The organism is Bacillus sp. (in: firmicutes) (assembly GCF_031983925.1).
GTDB classification, from domain to species: domain Bacteria; phylum Bacillota; class Bacilli; order Bacillales; family Bacillaceae_G; genus Bacillus_A; species Bacillus_A pacificus.
Genome location: NZ_DALYZR010000001.1, coordinates 182,112 through 200,741, shown reverse-complemented (window position 1 = coordinate 200,741; position 18,630 = coordinate 182,112). Strand labels below are relative to the sequence as shown.

Below are 18,630 nucleotides of genomic sequence, written 5' to 3'. Positions count from 1 at the left end.
CTTAACTAATTTTTTTATCGACTACTTTATCATTTGGTTGCGGAATTGCTGTACCTTCTAGTACTCTTTCAATATCTTTCTTTAAACCGAACCAGTTTTTATTCGTATGTCCTGCAATCCACCATTCATCATTAACGCGTTGTATCCAAATACGGCGATGATTCCAATACATTCCTTGAATGACACCAACCATAAATATAAATCCTCCAATACCGAGAATCCAAAGCGTTAAATCTTTCCTTACAGTAAGTGCTGTTGCATTTTGCATTTCCACGCCTGCAAACGACATTTTATATTTATTATTTCCATCAGGTTCTATATTTTGCTGAATACCAACAAAACTCACTTCACCATCTGGTGTTTCAGGCGTAAACATTTTAAATACAAATGCAGGGTTGTTTGGTAATTTTGTTTTTGTATTTGGCCTTCCATTCTCATCAAAATAAAAATCAGGGAAATAGCTTAATAGTTCTAAAGAATAACCATTTCCTAAATCATATTTTTCTGCAGGGTTTGTTAAATCAACTTTAATCGGTCCCCACTTTTGATTATTTTCTTTATTTTGCAAACGGAAGGACATACTTTTAAATTCATTTTCTCTATAACTCAATTGATAAACAGCAAATTGATCAAATTTCAGCGGTTCATTTACTCGAATTTCAACTTCTTTTACTTTTTCCAATTTTGGTTTTTGTCCAGCTATCTTTTCACCTACCGCTTTATATAATACGGCATTCGTTTGGAAGTTTTTCGCAATCATTTTATCACCTACACGGTCAATTGCTTCATCAAAAACTTCCTTGTCCTTACTTTTATCATAAACTTCCTTTATAAACTTCTCACTTTTTAAATAATATTGGCCATCCGTCCCTGGTATTTCTTTCGTTTCACCATCACGTAACCAAAGCGTTTCATCTACATACATACTCGGTAAAAAACGAAGCATCGCACCGAATAAAAAGATAATAAGACCGATGTGATTTACATATGGACCCCAACGCGAGAAACGTCCCTTTTCTGCTAAAACGTTTCCGTCTTCCACTTTCACATTATAGTTCGTTTTCTTTAAATTCTTTTGAACTTTTTCAAAATCTCCCTCTTGCGGTGTACCAGTGCCATATAATCTTTGTCTCTTTAAAAAACTAGGGTGTCTTTTTACCCCTTGCTTCTTTAAAGCTTTATAAAGTGGAATGACACGGTCTAAGCTACATATCACAAGAGAAATACCAATTGAAGCAATTAACATCATATACCACCATGAACCGTATAAATTATTAAAGCCTAATTGATAGTATAATTGCCCTAAAAATCCGTATTCTTGCTTATAATATTCAGCTGGTGCAATTCCTGGAGTTATGTACATTTCTTGCGGAAAAATAGTCCCTATCGCCGATGCAGCTAAAGTGATTACAATGAGCCATACACCTACTTTTACAGAAGAGAAAAAGCTCCAAATTTTATCAATAATCGTTTTTGTTTGCGTGAGAGATCTCCGAGCACTCCCCTCATAGCGCATATCCAATAGTTTTGTATTTTCATTGCTTTCAAATGGTTTCCCACAAGCTTCACAAAAAACAGTTCCTATCGGATTCACATGTCCACATTCACATTTAACTTCTTTCAACACTCTCACCGCCCCTGTATCTATATGTACTATTGTATATTCTAACCTCAAGTTACCACAATACTCAGAATTTTTAAACCAAAGGCACTATAGGTAAGCGCCTTGTATGTAAAGGTTTTCTTTATTACGGAGTGATTTTCTTTAAATACTCCTCCAATTGTTCCTTCGTTTGTTCACCTTTAATCTCTTGAATCACCTTACCATCTTTATCAATCAAGAAGCTTGTTGGTAATGGTATTACTCCATACGTTTTTATAATTTCTCCACCTTTATCGATTGCAACGGGGAACTTAAGATCGTATTGTTTCACAAAATTCTTAACAGCAATATCCGTTTCATCTGCATCTAAAGCAATGATTTCAACGCCTTTTTCTTTATACTTTGGATATAGTTCATTCATATAAGGCATTTCTTTCTCACAAGGTTTACACCACGTACCCCAAAAGTTTAAAAATACACCTTTTCCCTTAAAATCTTTTAGCTCAATTTTCTTTCCTTCTAAATCTGTCACAACAAAGTTAGGTGCTTCTTTTCCAATTTCCATTTTCTCTTCTTTAGAGAAATATCCTTGATAAAGTGTAAATCCTACAGCACCGCTTAAAATGAGCAGAATAATAACGCGAAATAATAAGCGATTTTTTTTCATATTGTTTCCCCTCTCTTCGACGAGTGATGAATATATGTATTTTTAATAAATCACCAGCGGAGCATTCCACTGGTGAAAGTTTCACAATATCGATTAGCGAGGCTTTGTAGAAGCCAATGCACGTAATTGTTTCACCTCATGCGGTGTCAATTCTCTTGCATCACCAGGTCGCAAGCTACCCACTTCTAAAAAGGCATAGCGTTCACGCTTTAGTTTCACTACTTTACAGTCTAAAGCTTCAAACATACGACGTACTTGACGGTTACGACCTTCATGAATTGTTAATTGTACAATCGCCATTTCTTTACGCTTGTCCCAAGAAATGATTTTCACACGCGCTGGTGCTGTTTTTCCGTCTTCTAACATAACACCGCGTTCTAACATGCGAATTTTCTCACCTGTTAGAGGACCTTTTATTTTTGCAACATATGTTTTTTCAACTTTATATCTAGGGTGCATTAATACATTTGCGAAGTCCCCATCGTTTGTCATTAATAATACGCCAGACGTATCATAATCTAATCGTCCGATTGGGAATAAACGTTGTGTAATTTCCGGGAAAAAGTCTGTTACAACACTTCTTCCTTTATCATCTGATACACTTGAAATTACGCCAGTTGGTTTATATAGTAAAAAATAAACAGGTTCTTCTTTTTCAAGAGGGATGTTATTTACTTCTACTTTATCTTGAGGAGTTACTTTCGTTCCCAACTCCTTCACTATTTTTCCGTTAACTTTCACTTTTCCTTGCTGAATTAATTCCTCAGCCTTTCTTCTCGATGCAATACCTGCTTGCGCAATCACTTTTTGTAATCGTTCCATTTCTTTTTTTCACCTCGAATTTATCTTACCTTACATTAGAAAGACTTGGCAACCGCATACGCTTAACGGCTTTTCGCTTCCTCTTACTTAAACAACATAGCGATGATAATAAACATATAAAGGTCAAATCATGGTTTTACCTTTTATTATTGTCCATATTTTTCATATTGCTCACAATAAAAGTTCATTATTTTGTCAAAAATACCGCATAAAAAAACCACTATTAAGCAACACCTTAATAGTGGTCGTATACGTATTATAAGCGAAATAGCATAAAAAATGAATAGTATTACTTAAACATTAAAGAAACAAACACAATCGAACAAATAATTCCGATTAAATCAGCAAAAAGTCCTACTTTTAATGCATCTCCCATTTTTCTAATTCCAACAGCTCCGAAGTATACTGTTAAAATATAAAAAGTCGTATCTGTACTCCCTTGCATCGTAGAAGCCAATCGCCCAATGAACGAGTCTGGCCCATATGTGGCAATTAAATCGGTCGTAATACTTAAACCAGCAGAGCCCGAAATAGGGCGTATAAGTGCCAGTGGAACAATTTCTGCTGGGACATGAATTAAATCTAACATCGGCTTCATTACTGATATCATTGCATCCAATGCACCTGAAGCTCGAAATATAGAAATAGATACGAGCATTCCAACCATAAACGGTAAAATAGAGATTGCAATTTGAATTCCTTCTTTTCCCCCCTCAACGAACGATTCATACGTCGGCACTTTCTTTATCGTTCCATATAAAAGAATAAAACCAATTACACAAGGGATTACCCATAATGATATCGTATTAACAATACTCATTTTTTCCGCCCCTTCCTACTCCTTCTTCGGTAAAAATAGCGATCAATCCAAATCGCTCCGATCATAGAGAGTACTTGTGCAATGAATGTTACCCCAACAATTTCAGTTGGATTCGCTGATTCATACGTCATTCGAATCGAAATGACAGTAGTAGGAATTAAAGTAATCGCTGATGTATTTAACGCAAGAAACGTCACCATAGAACGGCTCGCCGAATCCTTTCCCCCATTTAACTCTTTCAATTGTTCCATCGCTTTTATACCAAGAGGGGTCGCAGCATTACCTAACCCAAAAAAGTTAGCCATCATATTCGATAAAATAAATCCCATTGACGGATGGTCCTTTGGTATTTCTGGAAACAATCTTTTTACTATCGGCATAAAAAGTGACACTAACTTTTTTAACAACCCTGCTTCCTCTGCAACTTTCATTAAACCGAGCCAAAATACTAAAACACTAATGAGCCCTATACAAATTGTTACTGCGTCTTTTGCTCCATCAAATACTGCTTTATTGATTGCTTCCATCGTTCCATTTATCATGGCATATACAATCCCTATGACTGCCATCGCTACCCATACGAGATTAACCATCGCTTCCAACACCTATCATATGAGAAAAAATTTCTTTCACATTATTCCAATACACTCCCGTTGTAGCTACTAACTTTCGTTTACTATAAAATAAATTTCGTTCTCCAACTTTCTCATTGCCAACATAAATTTCTGTCTTTCCAACCTTTACTCCATCCTTAAGTTTCGCACTTTTATCGAGTTCAACTTTTAATACGACATTCTTTCTTTCCTGCTCAGTTAAAGGTACCGCAAAACTATTTTTCGTATAAACATGATTGGCATATTTCTTTTCAGTTATTTCAGCAAGAGCTCCTTGTCCTACAACGTTTGTTTGTTTGAAACGTTCAAAACCTTTATCAAATAAATTCATATGATCATCCCAATCGCTAGAAGCGCTCAAAGTCACGACAATTAAATCTAGTCCATCTTTTGATGCTGTTGTAACAAGCGTCCGTCCTGCTTTCTTCGTAAAACCCGTTTTTCCTCCTGTTGCAAATTCATAATAAGACGTCACAAGTTTATGTTTGTTTTTCCACGGATAATCCCACGAATCTGATTTATACGTTTTTGTCCCAAAAATCTTCTTAAAGGTTTCGTTCCCCATTGCATACCTTGTTAAAAGTGCCATGTCATAGGCCGACGAATAATGGGATCCATCTCCATCCAAACCATGTGGGTTTGAAAAGTGAGTATCTTTCATTCCAATTTGTTTCGCCTTTTCATTCATTAAATATACAAACCCTTCTATACTCCCTCCTACATTTTCAGCAATTACTTGTGCTGCATCATTACCAGATCTAAGCATGAGTCCGTATACTAAATCCTCTAATTTTACTTTCTGTCCAGGCTTTAAATAAATTGCTGAGCCTTCTACTCTCACTGCTTCATTACTAACCGAGACCATTTCTTTCATTTTTCCTGACTCAGCAGCTAACAAGGCAGTCATAATTTTTGTTATACTAGCAATCTTTTGCGGCTCATGTTCTGCTTTTCCGTATAATACGCGACCTGACTGTTGCTCCATTAATACAGCATTTCGAGCACTAACATTGCTGGTCATCTTTGCATATGTAGGAATTGGTATAACGCTTGCGTACATAATAAGAAGCGTAATGATTACACAAATTCGTCTCATATTTCCCCCCACGTCCTTTTGGCACTTTTTGTACAAGTGTATGCTTGGCCTTTTAAAATATGAACGAAATCTCCCTCTCCTACCAATAAAAAAGACGCAGAGAACCTGCGTCTAATAAGGTGTCCATTCTATTTGTTTTGCACTTTCAAATCTTTTTTCTACATCCGGCCAATTTACAACATTCCACCAATTTTTAATATATTCATCTTTTCGATTTTGGTATTGTAAATAATACGCATGTTCCCACACGTCTAGTACAAGGAGCGGTATCGTATCCCATTGTGTAAATAATTGATGAAGTGTACTCTGTAAAATTTCTAATCTTCCCGAGCGCGGAACCCAAACGAGAATTGCCCATCCTGAACCTTCCACTTTAGAGGCTGCTTCTGTAAAATGTTTTTGAAAACGCAAGAAACTTCCAAAATCTTGTTCAATCCGGTGTGAAAGAGCCCCTCTTGGACTTCCGCCGCCACCTTTCTTCATGTTATTCCAAAATATTGTGTGCAAGTAATGACCTGATCCATGAAAAGCAGCTTCTCTTTCCCAATGCTTAATTAAATCAAATTGATTTGTTTTTCTCGCTTCTTCCATCATCTTCTCTGCCTTATTTAATCCTTCCACGTAACTACGATGATGTTTATCATGGTGTAACATCATAATTTCTCTAGAAATATACGGTTCTAACGCATTATATGGATATGGTAGTGGCGGGAGTGTATGCCCTCCAATTGGAACAGCTCGTTCACTATCCCCTCTTTCACATAGTTCATATTCCTCTTCTCCCTGCACGAATACTTCCTGCAAATGATGCTGAATATGTTCTACATCATCACTTATTTCATACATAAACTCTGCATCTGTATCATACTCATGCTCTTTCATACGATCTAATAACGTTTGAATTTTATAAGCAAGCATATGGACATCATACACTTCCATTGCACGGCTATCTAATACGTGAAGAACACTTTCACACCAGCTTTCTACTTCATGAAAGTAATCTGTGAATACACCTTGCTGACTCATGTTACACCTCCTTAATGCTATCCCCTTAAATATATTCAAAGGAAATCCCTTATATAACTGTGCAAAAGGAAAAGAAGCTAAGTACCCTTAGCTTCTTTTTCACAATTAATATTTGTGTAACATCTTTGTTTGGTAATCCGTCTCATAATATTCTAGTTCTTCACGCATCAATTGAAATTTACCTTCTAAATTCTTCATTACTTGCTCTATAGATGCAGGTGGCGTTTGTTGAAAAACGATGGAGTTTTTCCCTGTATAAGCAGATCGACTATTTTCATACCAATGATCACTCTTTGGTGAAAAAAACTCTGCAATTACTTGATGATAAATTTTATATAAAATCTTTTCAGCTGCTGTCTTTCGAAATGGCTGGCTATTTAACAAAACAAAACACGCATCATGCCCTTCTTCACAAAAAACGAGAAGACGTCTTATTGACGCTAATAACCCTTTATAATATTGTTCGTTTCCTGCCGGTGTCTCTTCTAATAAAGAAGGCAACGTATGATAATTTACATAATTGGTTATCAAATGAATAACATCTTCTAAAAACATAGAAACTTGTTCTGTTTGATTTTCCACCATTAGATTAGACATTTTTCCCTCTCCTTTGCCAGTTCACGCTATTTCTACTCTTTTATTTTTATGTAATTCAGCCAATATTTCTTGTACTTTCACGACTATTTCCTCATCAAAATATTGTTGGAATTCTTCTATATTATTTAAATACAAACGTTTTTGCATGCGAAGCTCATTCTCTTTCAGTAAACAACAGATCGCTACAATATCCCGCAAATATATGTCTTGATTTTCTACTTTACATACCGGATTTCCTTCAAAAGGAGTAATTTCTTGTAAAACTTCTTCAAAATATCGAACATATAAAACAGAAAAGGTTCTTTCTTTATCATTTAATATATATGTCACTTCAGATCTATTAAAGAAATCTTCTGATGTATTAGGTTTTGCTTTCTCTAGCTCATATCCCGCATAACCTATTATAATCATCTACTTCCCCTCTCTTCCTTCTTTCAATTTATTTTAACTTAATTTTCTGACAAACGAAATACTCTTTTAAATATAATCCCTATAAAAAAATAGCTTCCTCATACAGGAATTTACCTTTTTATTTTTCTTGAAGTTTGTCATAATAATATTATTGTCTCAGTTTTCTTATACAAGGAGAGTTGTATTTATGTCGTTTTCATGGAAACGTTTCTTACAAATCGGGAAAATTATCTTCCCATTTGTTGTATTAACTATTGTATTCTTTCAAGCAAAAAAAGAATTAGCAGGCATTTCTTTTTTAGAAGCAATCAATACAATTAAAAACATTCCAACCGGAGGAGTCTTTTTAGCAATTACACTTGGTGCATTTGCCGTATCAACAATGTTCTTTTACGACTATGTTATGCTTCGTTATTTAAAAGCTGATATACCTGTCCAAAAGATTTTTCGTATCTCATGGATTGCTAATACCTTAAATGGATTTATTGGATTTGGTGGTCTCGTTGGAGCGGGTGTACGTACGATGCTTTATCGTCCATACATAAAAGAAAATGGCAAGCTGATTAAAAGTATCGCCTGGATGACAACTGCTTTTATTAACGGACTCGCTATTCTTTCATTCCTCGGCCTTATTGGAATATTAGACACAAGTTTTATTTTGCATGAAAAACCGTGGCTATGGCCTGTTTTGATCTTCTTCGCCCTTTTCGTCCCTATATACATCGGCTTTTCTAAACTAAAAAATAGAAAACCAAAGCAAACCGAAGGACAAGATGAACGAGAAGAAGAGAAAAATCCAACTGTTTTATACTCATTAGTTTCATTAGTTGAGTGGGTATCTGCTGGCATTGTTATGTACGTCATACTAATATTATTTGGCATTGATATCGAATTTCAAAAGTTTTTAGGTGTGTATGTCATTGCTGCTTTAGCTGGTGTTGTTAGTCTTGTACCTGGTGGACTTGGTTCATTTGACCTTGTCTTTTTAACTGGGCTCGGACAATATGGCATTGATACAGGCGTATTACTACCTGCTATGTTATTATATCGCCTCGTCTATTACATTTTACCATTCTGCCTCGGTCTTATTTTTGCAGCTTTTGAAATGACAGGCGTGGCCATTAAAAAGTTTGAAGACAAACCTTTTATTGCGCCTGCATTAGAAACAACTGGTGTTATATGGACTTTGCAGCGTGATTTTCTAGGAAAACTAGGTTCATGGGCCTCTGCTGCTTTAACAGTATTTGCTGGATTAATGGTTATTTTATCGACCATTCTACCGACAAGTATAAACAGAGCACACGCCTTACATATTCTAGCTCCAAAACATCTTATTCAATTTTCTTTTAGCTTATCACTAACATTCGGTATTCTCCTCCTAATCCTTTCACGAGGCATATATTATGGAACAAAGCGTTCTTACTATATGACGATTGTTTCTTTAATCGGAGCAGCTATCTTTAATACGCTAAAAGGGATTGATATTGAAGAAACGTTTATTTTATTAATTGTACTCGCTGTATTATATATGCTTCGTAAAAGATTTGTACGCGAGAAAATGGAAGTCTCACTTTCTGATATCGTAAAAGTTTTTATATTCTTACTTATAACTTTATATTTATATAAAAACTTAGGGATTTTATTTGCAGGTGCAAAAGAAGCTTTTAAACCTGATTTTGTCGTTCGTAATATTACGCAAGTAAAACGAAGTGCATTAGCAGCTGCCTTTTTCGTTCCTACATTTTTACTGATTGGCTCACTCATTGCTAATCGTTATCGAAATGAATTTCCCGGGCAACCAGCTAACGATAAAAGATTGCAAAACTTTTTAGATGAACATGGTGGAAATGTACTTAGTCATTTAGGTTTTTTAGGTGATAAACAATTCTTCTTTAGTAGTGATGGGAAAGCGCTCCTTCTCTTCTCTATAACTGGAAAACGTCTTGTTGTGCTAGGTGATCCAATTGGAGATCCTTCCTCCTACCGTACTGTGTTACAAGAGTTTTTAGCTGAAGCTGACCGATTTGGATACATTTGTGTATTCTACCAAATCGAAAGTAAATGGATGAGTTTATATCATGATTTTGGTTACAACTTCTTTAAGCTTGGTGAAGAGGCTGTCGTTGACTTGAACACATTTACAATAACAGGAAAAAAACGTGCCGGTATGCGAGCAACTTTCAACCGTTTTGAACGAGAAGGCTATACATTCTCTATTCACCAGCCGCCGTTCTCAGATGAACTATTTGAAGAATTAAGAAAAGTTTCAGATGCGTGGCTCGGTGGAAAAAAAGAGAAAAGTTTCTCACTCGGATACTTTGATCGTGAATATATTAGCCGTGCTCCTATCGCTACATTATCTGATGCAGATGGAAAAATCATTGCATTCACGACATTTATGCCCGTATATCAAGACGGATCATTGTCTGTTGATTTAATGCGCTATTATCCAGATGCGCCTAGCGGCATTATGGATGCAATTTTCATCCACCTATTCCAGTGGGCAAAAGAAAATGAATACCACTCCTTTAATATTGGTATGGCACCACTTTCAAATGTAGGTTTATCGACACAATCTTTCTGGTCTGAACGGGTTGCTGCTGCCATCTTTAATAATGTTCGTTACACATATAGTTTCAGCGGGTTACGACATTTTAAAGAAAAATATAAACCAGCATGGAGCGGTAAATATTTAGCATTTAGAAAGAATCATTCTTTACCAATTACAATGCTCTCTGTAACAAAATTAATAGGAAAAAGAAAAAACAGCTAAATAGTTAGCTGTTTTTCCTTTTTTGAACTTGTACAATAAATTCTTTTTCATATTTCTTACCATTTATATAGAAATCTCCCCATATTTTGTACGTTCCTTCAGCAGGAAATGTAATACGGTATTGTAATTGTCCATCTGTATCAACAGGGATTGCATATAAAAAATTTTCTCTCGTTTCGTCCACAATATAGAGCGCCTCCACTTCTCCTCTCTCTGAATGTAATTTCAATTTTTCACCCTTTTTCGCTTGAAATTGAAATGTTAACGTCACTGGCTCATTCGGATGCAGTGCACCGAATAAAAGAGAAACTTCATACTCCCCTATTTTTTTTGTAAGTACACTATCGATTGGAAATTTTACTTTTTTCTTATTTTTCTCCTCTATTTCCTTCCCAAAATCTTTCTTCGCAAATGATTGCACAGACTTATTTTTGTCTTCATATAAAAATATTGTATATCCTTCATCTTTCGCTATTTTAGAAGATACCTTATATGATCCATTTCCTGCGAATGTAGGTTTCATTTGTTGTACATGTTTTAATTGTCCGTCTACAATAACTGCCCGAATTTGATCATTCACACCACGCACTTCGCTACTTTTATTATTTAATAATTGAAACACAATATCTGCTTTCTCATTTCCTTTTCCATTTGCCACATCCCATTTTACTTCCTGAACATCACCTACAGTCTCTGTAGTTTCTTGATACTTTTTTATGTAAAATCCGCCTACTACAACAAATAGCAAAGCAACGAGTCCAATGACAAGATTTTTCAAAACATCACCTACCATTTTTATAGTCTCTATTCATACAAAACTTCTTACATATATATTCTAGATGACAATTTATGAAATCCTTCTGTTTTGCACATATTACAAATAATAAAAAGATTTTAATTGAAAGGATTCGTAGTGTATAATGCAAATGATATTGATTTCTATCAATACATTATAAGGAGGACTTTTCATGAGTGTACATATTGAAGCAAAACAAGGCGAAATTGCTGAATCTATTCTATTACCTGGTGATCCATTGCGTGCAAAATATATTGCTGAAACATTTCTAGAGGACGTTACTTGCTATAATAACGTGCGTGGTATGTTAGGTTTCACTGGAACTTATAAAGGAAAACGTGTATCTGTGCAAGGTACAGGTATGGGTGTTCCTTCTATTTCTATTTATGTAAACGAATTAATCCAAAGCTACGGAGTTAAAAATTTAATTCGCGTTGGAACTTGCGGTGCCATTCAAAAAGACGTAAAAGTACGTGACGTTATTATTGCAATGACAGCTTGTACGGATTCTAATATGAACCGTTTAACATTCCCAGGATTTGATTTTGCACCAGCTGCAAACTTCGATCTTCTAAAGAAAGCTTACGATGCTGGAACTGAAAAAGGCCTACACGTTCGTGTTGGTAACGTTTTAACAGCAGATGTATTTTACCGCGAAAGCATGGACATGGTTAAAAAGCTTGGAGATTACGGTGTACTAGCAGTAGAAATGGAAACAACTGCGCTTTACACATTAGCAGCGAAATACGGTGTAAATGCGTTATCTGTATTAACAGTAAGCGATCACATTTTCACTGGTGAAGAAACAACATCTGAAGAGCGTCAAACTACATTTAACGAAATGATTGAAATCGCTTTAGATGCAGCAATTCAACAATAATACATTAAAGAACTCGTCATACGTCTGTCGAGTTCTTTTTATGTGACTTTTTATTAAAAACTACTTCCAGAAGAGACAGATTTTCTCCTCTACTTTTTTGTAACGTTTGTTATAATAAAGAAACCATTTACAGTATTTCTCACAAGAGGTGACGCAGTGAAAAACAGAAGTATCGTCTTTAAACTATTTCTATTAACATCAACATTATTTACAATCATATTCCTCCTATTTTTCCTAGGACAATCTCTATTTTTAGAGAAATTTTATATTAATAAAAAAGTAAAAACAGTTCAAACTGCTTTTGAAAAGTTCGTAGATACGTACGAAAAAAGTGGGAAAACTTATGAAGAAATTCGAAAACTAAAACAAGAATTTCATGATAAAACAAATGCTGACATGCAATTTTTAAATACGAATGGCATTATTAAAAGCGACAACAATTACTATATTGATGTATTTAATCCTAAAAATAATGAGACATATTCTATTCCTCTCAATAATCTTTTAACACCCGAAGAATATAAGAAATTCGAAAACTTAGGATTGAAAAAAGACGATGTGATAAACGTCGTCGGTTTGCTACAAAACAAAACAATAACACCAATAAAATTGACAACAAATTATAATCGATGGCAAAACGAATATACCAATTCAGATTTTTCATCTATTAATGGTAACCCTTCTAAAAATAGACTTACAAACCGATACAAAACTGTTACTCAAATTGAGTTTACTGGTACGATCTCTAAATTACAGCTTCCATCGAAAGCGGAGGTTCGTCTTGCAAATGATATTGAAACATTGCAAGCCGTTCAATATTTTGCAGAGCTTATTAGAAATGGCACTGCTAACTCGCAGCAATTAAACACTTATATAATAGATAGCGGGGAGAATATAAAGAATAGTATCTTTGTAAAACCTATTATAGAAAATGGAGAGATTACAGAATATGCTTTTGCGATAGCATCTTTGCAACCTGTTAATGAAGCGATGCTCGTTTTGAAAGATTATTATGTCTATGCCTTAATCATCGTATTTCTCGTAATTATTTTGTTATCCTTCTACTACTCAAAAATCATTGTAAAACCATTAATTAAAATGAATCGCGTTACAAAGAAAATGGCCAATTTTGATTTTAGCGAAAAATTACCTGTAACAGCAGACGATGAAATTGGAGGGCTTTCCGGTAGTATTAATACGTTATCTGTAAATTTAAAAGACCGAATCGATCGATTAAATGTTGCCAATACAAAATTACAACAAGATATTGAACGTGAACGTCAATTAGAAAAAACGCGAAAAGAATTCATTTCTGGTGTATCACACGAATTAAAAACACCGCTCAGTGTAATTAGAAGTTTCGCTGAGGGAATTAAAGATGGCGTTAGTAAAGATACGACGTATTACACAGATGTTATTTTAGAAGAAACTGAAAATATGAACAGACTTATTGTTGAAATGTTAGAATTAGCAAAATTAGAATCAGGTACGTACAAACTAGATATGACGACGTTCTCAATCGGTGAATTAATTCAACAAGTCTATACAAAGTTATTATTTAGCATGGAGGAAAAGCATTTACAAGTGAATATAGATGTAGACCCTTCTATATTTGTGAAAGCGAATCGTAGTCGTATTGAACAAGTAGTTGTGAATTTACTTAGCAATGCAATTCGCTATACACCAGATGGAGAAAAAATACAAGTCTCCGTTATGGAAATGGAAGATACAGTAAAAGTTGAAATCGAAAACACAGGAAACCCTATTCCAGAAGAAAGTCTTGAAAAAATTTGGGATCGTTTCTATCGTTTAGATGCATCGCGTAGCCGTCATACTGGTGGTACTGGTCTTGGATTATCTATTGTTAAAAATATTTTAGACCTCCACCATGCCGAGTACGGTGTATATAATACGACTAATAGTGTTGTATTCTACTTTAATTTACAAAAAGTAAAAGAAGTCAAATAATTTGTCTTAATTTCACTAGGAGTTCACATGAAATTCACACTCTCCCTTTATAGTAAGAAACAAGTTAATCCTTTCCTTTACACATATAAAAGAGGAGAGTGCGTGAAATGAAACAAGCAGGACAACCTATTCAAAACGAAAAACAATTAGAAACTATCAAAAATATACTTTTACAATCTTCGAAACGTGATGGCTTATTATTCGTATTAGCTGTAAATTCTGGCTTAAAAGTAAGCGAAATCTTACAATTAAAAGTTAGTGATGTAATCGATGAAAATGAAAATGTTCGCCATTCCATTTTATTTTACAATGAAAAAGTAAAGAAACATAAATGGTTCGCTGTAAATGAAGACTTACAGCACGCGATCGAAGACTATATGAAAGAACGTAAAACTTGGAAACGTAATGAACCATTGTTAAAGTCTCAAAAAGGAACAAAATCTATTACGAGACAACATGCGTGGTACATTTTAAACAAAGCTGCAAAAGAAGTTGGATTAGAAGGGATTAGCTCACATACACTTCGAAAAACTTGGGGATATTGTGCATACAAATCAGGTGTTGATATCGCATTTTTACAACACTTCTTTGATCATAGTACTCCATCAAAAACTTTAAAGTATATCGGTATTGCTTAATAACTCTTATACATAAAAAAGGTTACCATTTATAAATGGTAACCTTTTTTATGTTTCACATTCTCTTTTCTTGTCTCTCCTATATTGTAGTGGTACTCTAATAGTAAGGGGGAGAAATTATGAACACTTTAACAATTGAATTACCGAAAGAAACGGCTGAAAAACTTGATTTATTAAAACAAGCTTATGAAAAGAAAACAGGTGCTTCTATTTCTGAGAGTACTCTTGTTCAAACACTTATCTCAAAAGAATTTATCCAAGCGATAACTCCTTTTGATTTACAACAATTCATCACTAGCAAAGAACAGCATTAATTGCTGTTCTTTTTTTATACTTTATCAGGGGTTTGCCGGAAATCTACCTCGAAACAATTCCTTACTTTAGCCAAACTTCTATTAGGCATCTCCCTATCGTTACTACCTCACAAAAAATTTTTTATTTATTTTCAGGAAAACCATTGACAATGATAATGATAACCATTATCATTTATTACGAAGCCAACAATTGATGAATCAACCAAACGCTCAGTAACATTGTTACCCCTCTTTTTCATATAGAAAGGCACTGTACATTCCCCCTGTTTGTACAGTGCCTTTCTTGTTTATTATCACTCAAACAAATTTAATTGCTCAGGCTTTGGCTCACCATATGTAATGTTCATCATTTTCATAAGCTGTTTCGCATTATCAGCCGCATCTCCGCCTGAATTATTGTTAAATAGTACGTATATGTCCTTTGTCTTCTTTTTTAATTGTTCTAGTCTTTCTACCCATTCTTCTAATTCTTTATTGTTGTAGCGATATAAGCAACGAACCGCTCTCCAATTTTCCCCTTTATCAAGCCAGCCATGAACATTTCGGCCATGAAAACGTATTAACACCATCTCTGCATTCGTTACTTCTAATACGAGTGGTACTGAACCCATCCCTGCTTGTGGCTCATCACAAATTGTATGAATCCATTTCTCTTGCTCTAGAAACTGTAACGTCTTATCTCTCATTTCTGGATAAAACCATGTTTGATTTCGAAATTCTATTGCACACGGCAAACCTTCCATTTTTTCTTTCGTATATCGGAGAAAATCTACATTTTTCTTTTTACAATCAAACCATGGTGGATATTGAAATAAAATCGTTTTTAATTTACCAGCTTCAATTAAAGGAAGAGTAGATTGTTTATATACATCAAACATCTCATCGAACGTAGAAAAAGGAATTTCACCTTTCATATGTCCTGTCATTCCTTGATATGCTTTGACGATAAAAGAAAAATCTTTCGGTGTTTCCATTGCCCATTTCGTATAGTTTCGTGCAGGTTGCATCGCATAAAATGAACTATCCACTTCTACTATAGGGAAATACTCACTATATGTTCGTAATTTATTTCTATTTTCATAGGGGTCTATATATAAAGAATCATGATCTCCCCACCCTGTTACTCCAATGAAAAGCAAATATATTCCTCCCTTTTTAACTTCACCTACTATCCATTCTACTCACTTCCTGAACACTTCGACCAATCAATTTCATTAAGTAGTCCCTTCTTTAAGAGTATCCGTATAAAAATATGATATACTAGATGGAAGAATTTTTAAATTGAGGGGTTATTTATTTATGCTTCCAAAAGATGATATTGTGTCTCATGAAAAACGAATAGAAGAATTAGAAAATAAAGTACGTTTTTATGAAGAACTTGTGAATCAATTACCACATCATTTCACATATAAAAATCCACAGATTGGTTTACAAATAAAGAAAACGAGATCAACTCATTCTATTCAAAACATACAAAAAGAGAATAAAGAGGCTGATTTTCAGCTTACTTGCGATTCATTATTTTTATTTAAACAACTTGAAACATACTTTGTTCATATTTTTGATGCTTTTTCACATCATGTAACCTTTGTTGATAATAAAGGAAATATAACCTTATGTAATCAGGCTGCGGCAGATGATTTTGGTGTAGTCCGAAATGATATAATCGGAAAGCCAATTCAACAATTACTAAAATTACCTGAAGAAAAAATTAAAGCTCTTGAAACATTAAGAACAGGCACAGAAATATATAATGAAGAAGTTTTAGACAAAAACTATGGCATTTTAAATAACCGGATTATTCGTGATTATAACGGAGAAATTTTTAGAGTTATTAGTGTCTTTCATTATTTAAACACAGAACGTGATGCAGAAAAATTTTCGTTAGCAGGGCGAATTGCAGCTGGTATTGCACATGAAGTACGTAATCCTCTTACAACCGTACGAGGTTATTTACAATTTTTACAAGAAACTGTTTCTCCATCTAATAAAGAACTATTTAAAAACTTACTTATTCCTGAATTAGATCGCGCAAATAGTATCATTACAAAATTTTTATCTATTTCAAAAACACGTGAATTTACAAGAGAACCCTTTCCAATTAATACATTTTTACGTGATTATATTCAACAGTTACTAGCTAGCGAAGTCTTTTTACATAACATTTCAATTGATTATAATTTTTCTACCGAATTAGATGATATTTTAGTTCATATTGATCGTCATGAACTTGTGCAAGTTTTTTTAAACTTATTCCAGAACGCTGTCGATGCTCAAGGAGAAAAAAAACTTTCTATCCAAATTACTAGTTACCGCCTAGATAATTTTGTTCGTATTACTTTCACTGATAATGGAACTGGTATTCCATCAGCGATTCAAGAATATATATTTGATCCATTCTTCTCAACAAAAGATTCCGGTACAGGACTCGGCTTGGCAGTAACGAAAAAAATTATTCAAAATCATAACGGTACATTAAAAATGACTAGTAATGAAGATGGTACTACTTTTACTATTTCAATTCCAATCTTACCTAAAACAGCCCTTGAAAGATTAAATCAAGACAAATAAAATCCAATCCACGAACTGCATGTCAATTGTTAAATCCCTTAACAATCGACATGCAGTTTTTTATGTTGAACTTTTCTTCTTTACATTATATGAAACCTTCTCTATATCTTACTTATTTGTTTGCCAAGCGGGCCAATTTCTTATTTTTTTAGAAATGGTAGTTTGTCCATCACGGATTTAGTATAAATTTCATTTTAATATATAGTAATGACTATTGATTCTATGAAAGAAAGGAATGAAAAGATGAACAATAAAAATAAAGGAAAAGTATTTTATGGTAATGACTGTTGCGAAGTCAGAGCTTGTAGTCATATTAACATCTCTAAGTCCGAACTTACAGAATTCGTTAGACTTCTTCAAGCTCTTGGCCAAGCTATTCAAGCTGTCTTTCAAAACCCTTCTCAAAATAATATCGATAACTTGATCGCTGCCCTAAATAACTTACAAAAATTTCTCAATTGCTTAGATTTATCTCCAGCACAAAGACAAATTGGAAATTCTATCATTGCTAATCTATTAACTATTTTAAGAACAACACCTTTCTCATGCGGAGCGTTGTACGTTGAACTACAAAGCCTGCTTAATTATTTATTGTATATCGCTAAGTTATTCAAAGTAGATTGTTGTACGACCGACAAACTAGTTAAACTCATAACAGAGATCCAAGCTATCCTAGTTCAATACGGGTCAGGATGCCTTGGAGGAGGAGGAGCAACTGGTGCTACCGGTGCTACTGGCGCAACAGGTGCTACTGGACCTCAAGGACCGGCGGGTGCTCAAGGTGCTACTGGGCCTCAGGGACCGGCAGGCGCTCAAGGCGCTACTGGACCTCAAGGGCCTCAAGGCGCTCAAGGACCTCAAGGTGTTCAAGGGCCAGCAGGGGCTACCGGCGCTACCGGGGCTCAAGGACCTCAAGGCGTTCAAGGACCTGCAGGCGCTACTGGCGCTACGGGGGCTCAAGGTGTTCAAGGACCTGCAGGTGCTACTGGCGCTACTGGGCCTCAAGGACCTCAAGGTGTTCAAGGACCTGCAGG

General features: G+C 34.8%; 18 protein-coding genes. 7 read left to right on the top strand and 11 right to left on the bottom strand.

Annotated features, from left to right (window positions below; all coding sequences use genetic code 11):
* Position 1: 1 nt before the first annotated feature.
* From resB to RTP99_RS01045, 9 genes are all read right to left on the bottom strand, one after another.
* Positions 2 to 1,627 carry a cytochrome c biogenesis protein ResB gene (gene resB, locus RTP99_RS01085; RefSeq protein WP_046646883.1) on the bottom strand — a complete coding sequence of 542 codons (1,626 nt, stop codon included), beginning with the start codon at positions 1,625 to 1,627 and terminating at the stop codon, positions 2 to 4.
* A gap of 121 nt (positions 1,628 to 1,748) precedes the next feature.
* Positions 1,749 to 2,270, bottom strand: a complete 522-nt coding sequence (resA, locus tag RTP99_RS01080) for a thiol-disulfide oxidoreductase ResA (protein ID WP_000742210.1) — start codon at positions 2,268 to 2,270, stop codon at positions 1,749 to 1,751.
* 93 nt (positions 2,271 to 2,363) lie between these two features.
* Positions 2,364 to 3,092, bottom strand: coding sequence for a 23S rRNA pseudouridine(2605) synthase RluB (rluB, locus tag RTP99_RS01075; protein WP_000440555.1), 729 nt, complete (start codon positions 3,090 to 3,092; stop codon positions 2,364 to 2,366).
* 289 nt (positions 3,093 to 3,381) lie between these two features.
* Positions 3,382 to 3,912, bottom strand: a complete 531-nt coding sequence (spmB, locus tag RTP99_RS01070) for a spore maturation protein SpmB (protein WP_000029511.1) — start codon at positions 3,910 to 3,912, stop codon at positions 3,382 to 3,384.
* Positions 3,909 to 4,505, bottom strand: coding sequence for a spore maturation protein SpmA (gene spmA / locus RTP99_RS01065; protein ID WP_000247807.1), 597 nt, complete (start codon positions 4,503 to 4,505; stop codon positions 3,909 to 3,911). The genes spmB and spmA overlap by 4 nt, the downstream gene beginning before the upstream one ends.
* The gene (dacB, locus tag RTP99_RS01060) at positions 4,498 to 5,622 is read right to left on the bottom strand and encodes a D-alanyl-D-alanine carboxypeptidase DacB (RefSeq protein ID WP_001252623.1); all 1,125 of its coding nucleotides are present in this window, start codon (positions 5,620 to 5,622) and stop codon (positions 4,498 to 4,500) included. The genes spmA and dacB overlap by 8 nt, the downstream gene beginning before the upstream one ends.
* 111 nt (positions 5,623 to 5,733) lie before the next feature.
* A complete protein-coding gene (locus tag RTP99_RS01055) occupies positions 5,734 to 6,648 on the bottom strand; it encodes a superoxide dismutase (protein WP_000082669.1) in 915 nt (304 codons plus the stop codon).
* 105 nt (positions 6,649 to 6,753) lie between these two features.
* Complete coding sequence (locus tag RTP99_RS01050; RefSeq protein ID WP_000067566.1) at positions 6,754 to 7,245, bottom strand: YpuI family protein; 492 nt, start codon at positions 7,243 to 7,245, stop codon at positions 6,754 to 6,756.
* A 21-nt stretch (positions 7,246 to 7,266) separates the two neighbouring features.
* Complete coding sequence (locus tag RTP99_RS01045; RefSeq protein WP_000583785.1) at positions 7,267 to 7,656, bottom strand: hypothetical protein; 390 nt, start codon at positions 7,654 to 7,656, stop codon at positions 7,267 to 7,269.
* Positions 7,657 to 7,843: 187 nt separating this feature from the next.
* Here RTP99_RS01045 and mprF point away from each other — a divergent pair, with 187 nt between their 5' ends.
* The gene (gene mprF / locus RTP99_RS01040; protein ID WP_000010863.1) at positions 7,844 to 10,429 is read left to right on the top strand and encodes a bifunctional lysylphosphatidylglycerol flippase/synthetase MprF; all 2,586 of its coding nucleotides are present in this window, start codon (positions 7,844 to 7,846) and stop codon (positions 10,427 to 10,429) included.
* Between the two features lie 4 nt (positions 10,430 to 10,433).
* On the opposite strand, the gene RTP99_RS01035 is transcribed toward mprF, so the two are convergent.
* A complete protein-coding gene (locus tag RTP99_RS01035; protein WP_000232624.1) occupies positions 10,434 to 11,222 on the bottom strand; it encodes a hypothetical protein in 789 nt (262 codons plus the stop codon).
* A gap of 175 nt (positions 11,223 to 11,397) precedes the next feature.
* Between RTP99_RS01035 and deoD the strand changes: the two genes are divergently transcribed.
* The 4 genes from deoD to RTP99_RS01015 all read left to right on the top strand — a co-directional run bounded on the left by deoD (position 11,398) and on the right by RTP99_RS01015 (position 15,025).
* Entirely contained in the window at positions 11,398 to 12,105 is a 708-nt protein-coding gene (gene deoD / locus RTP99_RS01030; protein WP_000110707.1) for a purine-nucleoside phosphorylase, read from the top strand.
* A 156-nt stretch (positions 12,106 to 12,261) separates the two neighbouring features.
* Positions 12,262 to 14,073, top strand: a complete 1,812-nt coding sequence (locus RTP99_RS01025) for a sensor histidine kinase (protein ID WP_000797531.1) — start codon at positions 12,262 to 12,264, stop codon at positions 14,071 to 14,073.
* 107 nt (positions 14,074 to 14,180) lie between these two features.
* Complete coding sequence (locus tag RTP99_RS01020) at positions 14,181 to 14,711, top strand: tyrosine-type recombinase/integrase (RefSeq protein WP_000806236.1); 531 nt, start codon at positions 14,181 to 14,183, stop codon at positions 14,709 to 14,711.
* A 119-nt stretch (positions 14,712 to 14,830) separates the two neighbouring features.
* Positions 14,831 to 15,025, top strand: a complete 195-nt coding sequence (locus RTP99_RS01015; protein ID WP_001094859.1) for a DUF3924 family protein — start codon at positions 14,831 to 14,833, stop codon at positions 15,023 to 15,025.
* Positions 15,026 to 15,318: 293 nt separating this feature from the next.
* On the opposite strand, the gene RTP99_RS01010 is transcribed toward RTP99_RS01015, so the two are convergent.
* Positions 15,319 to 16,164, bottom strand: coding sequence for a DUF72 domain-containing protein (locus RTP99_RS01010; protein WP_000897341.1), 846 nt, complete (start codon positions 16,162 to 16,164; stop codon positions 15,319 to 15,321).
* A gap of 160 nt (positions 16,165 to 16,324) precedes the next feature.
* Between RTP99_RS01010 and RTP99_RS01005 the strand changes: the two genes are divergently transcribed.
* Positions 16,325 to 17,596: a PAS domain-containing sensor histidine kinase gene (locus RTP99_RS01005; protein ID WP_000937012.1), complete on the top strand. Its 1,272-nt coding sequence runs from the start codon at positions 16,325 to 16,327 to the stop codon at positions 17,594 to 17,596.
* A 243-nt stretch (positions 17,597 to 17,839) separates the two neighbouring features.
* Positions 17,840 to 18,630, top strand: a 791-nt coding sequence (locus RTP99_RS01000; RefSeq protein WP_312364657.1) for a collagen-like repeat preface domain-containing protein, incomplete at its 3' end; no start/stop codon positions are given.

What these genes read in the sequence shown, in the direction of transcription:
- resA (WP_000742210.1), bottom strand. Translation starts at nt 2,270, where the DNA reads ATGAAAAAAAATCGCTTATTATTTCGCGTTATTATTCTGCTCATTTTA.
- rluB (WP_000440555.1), bottom strand. Translation starts at nt 3,092, where the DNA reads ATGGAACGATTACAAAAAGTGATTGCGCAAGCAGGTATTGCATCGAGA.
- spmB (WP_000029511.1), bottom strand. Translation starts at nt 3,912, where the DNA reads ATGAGTATTGTTAATACGATATCATTATGGGTAATCCCTTGTGTAATT.
- spmA (WP_000247807.1), bottom strand. Translation starts at nt 4,505, where the DNA reads ATGGTTAATCTCGTATGGGTAGCGATGGCAGTCATAGGGATTGTATAT.
- dacB (WP_001252623.1), bottom strand. Translation starts at nt 5,622, where the DNA reads ATGAGACGAATTTGTGTAATCATTACGCTTCTTATTATGTACGCAAGC.
- RTP99_RS01055 (WP_000082669.1), bottom strand. Translation starts at nt 6,648, where the DNA reads ATGAGTCAGCAAGGTGTATTCACAGATTACTTTCATGAAGTAGAAAGC.
- RTP99_RS01050 (WP_000067566.1), bottom strand. Translation starts at nt 7,245, where the DNA reads ATGTCTAATCTAATGGTGGAAAATCAAACAGAACAAGTTTCTATGTTT.
- RTP99_RS01045 (WP_000583785.1), bottom strand. Translation starts at nt 7,656, where the DNA reads ATGATTATAATAGGTTATGCGGGATATGAGCTAGAGAAAGCAAAACCT.
- mprF (WP_000010863.1), top strand. Translation starts at nt 7,844, where the DNA reads ATGTCGTTTTCATGGAAACGTTTCTTACAAATCGGGAAAATTATCTTC.
- RTP99_RS01035 (WP_000232624.1), bottom strand. Translation starts at nt 11,222, where the DNA reads ATGGTAGGTGATGTTTTGAAAAATCTTGTCATTGGACTCGTTGCTTTG.
- deoD (WP_000110707.1), top strand. Translation starts at nt 11,398, where the DNA reads ATGAGTGTACATATTGAAGCAAAACAAGGCGAAATTGCTGAATCTATT.
- RTP99_RS01020 (WP_000806236.1), top strand. Translation starts at nt 14,181, where the DNA reads ATGAAACAAGCAGGACAACCTATTCAAAACGAAAAACAATTAGAAACT.
- RTP99_RS01015 (WP_001094859.1), top strand. Translation starts at nt 14,831, where the DNA reads ATGAACACTTTAACAATTGAATTACCGAAAGAAACGGCTGAAAAACTT.
- RTP99_RS01005 (WP_000937012.1), top strand. Translation starts at nt 16,325, where the DNA reads ATGCTTCCAAAAGATGATATTGTGTCTCATGAAAAACGAATAGAAGAA.